Below are 5,121 nucleotides of genomic sequence, written 5' to 3' on the forward strand. Positions count from 1 at the left end.
GATATGGTTGGTGTTCTGGCCGAGCCAATGGAGTCCCGGCTCCGCCGAGAGCTCATCGAAATAGCGATTGCGGACCAGCGCAGCGGATTGAGGCTTCGACATCGACGCCTCAGATCACCGAGCCGCGCGCGGCGATGCCGCCATCGATCGTCACTACGGTGCCGGTGATGTAGCCGGACCGCGGCGAGGACAGGAAGGCGACGAGGTCGGCGACCTCTTCCGATGTCGCAGGCCGCTTGCCTGGATATTTGTCGAACAGCTCCTCCCAGCGGCTTTCGTCACCGAGCATGTCGATCGCCTTGCGTTTCATGATCTTGAGCATGCGGTCGGTGGCAACCGGCCCCGGATTGACCGCAACCACGCGCACGCCGTGGTCGAGGCTGCGGCCGCCGAGCGCCTTGGTGAAGGACATCAGCGCCGCATTGCCGGTCGAGCCGGCGATGTAGCTCGCGTCCCAGTTCTCACCGGAATTGCCGATGATGTTGATAATGACGCCCTCCTTGCCCTTCATGCGCGGATAATAAAGGCGCGACAGCGTGATGTAGCCGAACACCTTGAGATCGAAACCGCGCCGCCAGGCGGCGTCGTCGAGGATTTCCAGCGAGCCGGCCGGGATGTCGCCGGCATTGTTGATGAGGATGTCGATATCGCCGACCTCGGACGCGAGCTTCTCCATCGCAGACGTGCTCGACAGATCGAGCGCATGGATGGTGATCTTCACGCCATGGCGGGCTTCGAGGGCCTTCTTGGCCTCCAGCATCGCCTCGCCGTTGCGGGCGGCAAGATGGAGATGACACCCCTCGGCGGCGAAGAGTTCGGCCACCGCAAGTCCAATTCCTTTCGACGCGCCGGTGATCAGGGCGGTCTTGTTCGTCAGCTTCAGGTCCACTCCGGGTCTCCAGGATGCAAACTAGATATACAAAGTCTAGCAATTTGCATACCAAGCGGCCGGAGAGATCATTCGAAGGCGGCGAGGAAGTCCAGGAGGTTGTCGCCAAGCAGGCTGACGTGGTCCCGCATGGCGCTGTGTGCCCGCTCCGGGTCGTGCGCGAGGATCGCCTGCATGATCGCCTCATGCTCGCGGACCGTATCGACGATCCGGTTCGGCATCCGCGTCACCCGGCGGCGATAGGCGGCCACCTGGTTGCGCAGTTTGCGGGTTTGATCCGCCAGGAAGCTATTGCGCGAAGCCTCGTAGATGGCTTCGTGGAATTCCTGGTTGATGTCATAGAAGACATCGATGTCGCCAGTTTCGCCTGCCGCCACAAGCCGCTGATGAATCTCGCCTATTTCTGTGCGCCAGGCCTGGGAGACGCGCCTTGCGGCAAGCCGGGCGCAGAGCCCTTCAAGCTCCGCCATGACTTGAAACATCTCGATCAAGGCCTGCGCCTTGATACTGCGGACCGTTGCGCCCTGCCGGCCGCGCAGCTCGACCAGATTGTTGGCGGCCATCAGGCGGAACGCCTCCCGCACGGGCGTGCGCGAGACGCCAAAACGCTGGGCGATCTCCTGTTCGTCGAGCCGGCTACCCGGTTCGAGATGGCCCGCCGCGATCGCCCCCTCGAGCTTCTGGCGCAGACTCTCGGCGAGCGTCATGCCGGGGCTCGCGACAAGGGTTTCGTGCCCATTTTTGACGCGCTTGCCTCCACTATGTGCACCGATATTCGCCATCATGTTTCTCCGATACCAATATAAGTATACATATTGGTCCTCACATCTCAGCAAAATGAGCCGTTCTCTCCGGGAGACGCGCCTCCTTCGACCTTTTCGTCGCTGGCCTCGCAAGTCTTATGCCTGATTTGCCTGAAAATCGCACTGGCACACGAGTTGCTAAGAGATTTCGACGCGGCCCGCTTTCGTATGCGAATGGCCGCCGCCATTATACAAGGACATGCTGGTGCAGGCCGCTCGCCTCCCCGATTCCGGACCAACCATCGAGGCCCCGCAGGCCCAGCCGAAGCCTGAGCCGCTGCTCGAGCTGCGCGCGATCGACAAGACCTTCGGTGCCGTCGCAGCGTTGTCCGGGCTTCAGGCGAGCATCGCACCCGGCGAGTTCGTCACCGTCGTCGGCCCCAGCGGCTGCGGCAAGAGCACCCTCTTCAACATCGTCGCAGGCCTGGAAGAGCCGGATGCCGGCGGCATCCTGCGCTTCGAGGGCAAGAGCTGCCACGCCGCCGAACTGCTCGGCCGCGTCTCCTTCATGCCGCAGCGCGACCTGCTGTTTCCCTGGCGCAACGTGGTGGACAACGCCATCCTCGCCCTCGAGGTCGAGGGCATGCCGCGCGACCAGGCGCGCGCCAAGGCGCTGAAGATGCTGCCCGAGTTCGGCCTCGCCGGCTTCGAGAAGCAATATCCCAACCAGTTGTCGGGTGGCATGCGCCAGCGCGTCGCCCTGATGCGCACTTTTCTGTTCGAGCGCGACCTGATGCTGCTGGACGAGCCGTTCGGCGCGCTCGACGCGCTGACGCGGGCGATGATGCAGCGCTGGCTTCTCGACGTCTGGCAGAAATACCGCCGCACCATCCTCTTCATTACCCATGACGTCGACGAGGCGATCTTCCTCGGCGATCGCGTGCTGGTCATGACCGCCCGTCCCGGCTCGGTGAAGCTCGAACAGGTCATCGACCTGCCCCGCCCGCGCCGCCCCGAGATCGTCACCGCACCCGAATTCGTCCGCCTCAAGCGCACACTGCTCGATGCGATCGAGGAGGAAAGCATGAAATCCTTCCAGTCCTCCATCGCGCAGGAGAAGCCGCAATGAACGCGATGCCATCCAGAGAGCCGCGAGGGATCGATCCGGCCGAATGGGATGCCCGCATCAAGCTCGCGGCCTGCTATCGCATGGTCGCCAGGCTCGGCTTGGACGACCTGATCTACAACCACATCTCGCTTCGCGTGCCCGGCCACGCCGATCAGTTCCTGATCAATCCCTATGGCCTGCTGTTCGACGAGATCACGGCTTCGACCCTGGTGAAGATCGATACCAAGGGCAACAAGCTCGACGACACGCCTCATGCGGTCAACGTCGCCGCCTTCGTGATCCATGCCGCGATCCACGCCTCGAACCACGACGCGGCCTGCGTGCTGCACACCCATTCCGACGCGAGCGTCGCCGTCTCGGGGCAGGAAAAGGGCCTGCTGCCGCTCAGCCAGTTCGCGATGCGCTTCTACGACCGCCAGGCCTTCCACGATTACGAAGGCGTCGCCATCGATCTCGACGAGCAGACGCGCCTCGTGCGCGACCTCGGTCCGCACAAGGTCATGCTGATGCGCAACCACGGCATCCTCACGGTCGGCCGGACGCCGGGCGAAGCCTTCATGCTGCTCTATTATTTCGAGCGCGCTGCGCGGATCCAGCTCCAGATGCAGGCGGCAGCCGCAGCCGGCGCCAAACTGGTGATGCCGCCGCACGAGGTCTGCGAGAAGGCTGCCCGCCAGTTCTGGGACTTGCAGGGCGACATCCTCGTGCCCGGCGAGCGCGAATGGCCAGCCTTGATGCGCCAGCTCGATCGCACCGATCCGTCTTATCGCAATTGATTTTCATCGCCTGGAGTATGACCATGTTGAGCCGACGCCGCGCCTTCTCCGTTCTCTCCGCCATCGCATTGGCGACCGGCTCGCTGGTCACGGCCGCGCCAGCAGCCGAGCCGCAGAAGGCGAGCCTGCGCCTGAAATGGCTGCCGCAGGCCCAGTTTGCAGGCTTCTACGTCGCAGCCGCCAAGGGCTACTACAAGGCCGAGGGCATCGAGCTCACCATCAATCCCGGCGGACCCAATCTGCTCACCGAGAATCTGGTCGCGACCGGCGCCGACACGTTCGGCCTCTCAGGCGGCACCGACAGCGTGTTCGCCGCCCGCGACAAGGGCCTGCCGATCGTCTGCATCGGCGTCTCGCACCAGATCACGCCGTTCATCTTCGTCACCCGCAAGGACGGTCCGGTGAAGACGATCCAGGATTTCAAGGGCAAGACCGTCACCACCTGGTTCACCGGCGCCAATCACGTGCTGTCCGGCATGCTCGCCAAGGAAGGCATCAAGCCGGATGAGCTGAAGATCCAGCCGCAGCAGGTCTCGGTGACGCCGTTCGTGGATGGCAGCGTCGATGTGGTCACGGCGACCTATTACAACGAGTTCTACACCATCCAGTCGCGCATGCCGAAGGACAGCTTGAAGACCTTCGTCGCCGAGGATTACGGCATTACATTTCCGCGGGACACGCTGATCGTGGCCGAGGCCACCGCCAAGGAGAAGCCGGAGCTGGTCAAGGCATTCCTGCGCGCCTCGCTCAAGGGCTGGAAGGACGCCTTCTCCGATCCCAAGGGCGCCGTCGACACCGTGATGGCCGCGGCGCCGACGCTCGACCGCGCGCAGCAGGAGTTCATGCTCACCGAAGTGAAGCGCCTGATGACTTCAGGCGCGGCCGCGAAAAACGGCATGTTCTGGATCGATGCCGATGCGGTGAAGACCGCCCACGACTTCTTCCTGAAGTACGGCGTGATCTCCAAGCCGGTCGATCTCGCCGCCGCCTATGACGCAAGCTTCATCCAGAGCATCCCTGCGGCGGACCGGCTGCCGTGAGCAGCTCCGCCGCGACATCGCTTGGTGACGGCCGCGCGGCTGCGCGGTCGACCACGATGCCGGATTCGCTGCGCAAGCTGATCTGGCTCCTTCTCGGCCTCAGTATCGCGGCGGTGATCTGGGAAGGCGCGGTGCTGCTGTTCGGCATCCGCCCCTACTATCTGCCGCGCCTCAGCACGATCCTGATGGCGATGGCGACGACGCCGCGCGCCTATATCGACGGCTTCCTGCGCACGCTTGCGGAGACGCTGATCGGCTTTGCCTCCGGCGGCGCCTTCGGCGTGCTTATGGGCATCCTGTTCTTCCGTGTCCGCGCGCTGCGGGAAATGATCTTTCCGATCTTCGTGGTGTCGCAGACCATTCCGGTCATCGCCTTCGGCGCGCTGGTGGTGCTGTGGTTCGGCAACACCCTCCTCGCCAAGGCGATCATTGCATTCTACCTGACCTTCTTTCCGGTGACGGTGAACACGCTGCTGGGCCTCGAGACCGTCGATCCCAAGCAGGTCGCGCTGATGCGCAGCTTCGGCGCCTCCAACCGCCAGCT

General features: G+C 63.7%; 6 protein-coding genes. 4 read left to right on the forward strand and 2 right to left on the reverse strand.

The window, feature by feature from the left end:
• Positions 1–109 precede the first annotated feature (109 nt).
• Positions 110–889, reverse strand: a complete 780-nt coding sequence (locus A5906_RS35565) for an SDR family oxidoreductase (RefSeq protein ID WP_080139761.1) — start codon at positions 887–889, stop codon at positions 110–112.
• Positions 890–957: 68 nt separating this feature from the next.
• Positions 958–1,674: a GntR family transcriptional regulator gene (locus A5906_RS35570; protein ID WP_201723816.1), complete on the reverse strand. Its 717-nt coding sequence runs from the start codon at positions 1,672–1,674 to the stop codon at positions 958–960.
• A 223-nt stretch (positions 1,675–1,897) separates the two neighbouring features.
• Here A5906_RS35570 and A5906_RS35575 point away from each other — a divergent pair, with 223 nt between their 5' ends.
• The 4 genes from A5906_RS35575 to A5906_RS35590 all read left to right on the forward strand — a co-directional run.
• Positions 1,898–2,761 carry an ABC transporter ATP-binding protein gene (locus tag A5906_RS35575; RefSeq protein ID WP_080139818.1) on the forward strand — a complete coding sequence of 288 codons (864 nt, stop codon included), beginning with the start codon at positions 1,898–1,900 and terminating at the stop codon, positions 2,759–2,761.
• Positions 2,758–3,537 (forward strand): class II aldolase/adducin family protein, encoded by a 780-nt coding sequence (locus A5906_RS35580; RefSeq protein WP_080139762.1) that lies wholly within the window; start codon positions 2,758–2,760, stop codon positions 3,535–3,537. The genes A5906_RS35575 and A5906_RS35580 overlap by 4 nt, the downstream gene beginning before the upstream one ends.
• A 23-nt stretch (positions 3,538–3,560) precedes the next feature.
• A complete protein-coding gene (locus tag A5906_RS35585; RefSeq protein WP_080139819.1) occupies positions 3,561–4,577 on the forward strand; it encodes an ABC transporter substrate-binding protein in 1,017 nt (338 codons plus the stop codon).
• Positions 4,574–5,121 (forward strand): ABC transporter permease (locus A5906_RS35590; RefSeq protein WP_245327073.1); only part of this gene is annotated, 548 nt, incomplete at its 3' end. The genes A5906_RS35585 and A5906_RS35590, both read left to right, overlap by 4 nt.

Source organism: Bradyrhizobium sacchari (assembly GCF_002068095.1).
GTDB lineage: Bacteria > Pseudomonadota > Alphaproteobacteria > Rhizobiales > Xanthobacteraceae > Bradyrhizobium > Bradyrhizobium sacchari.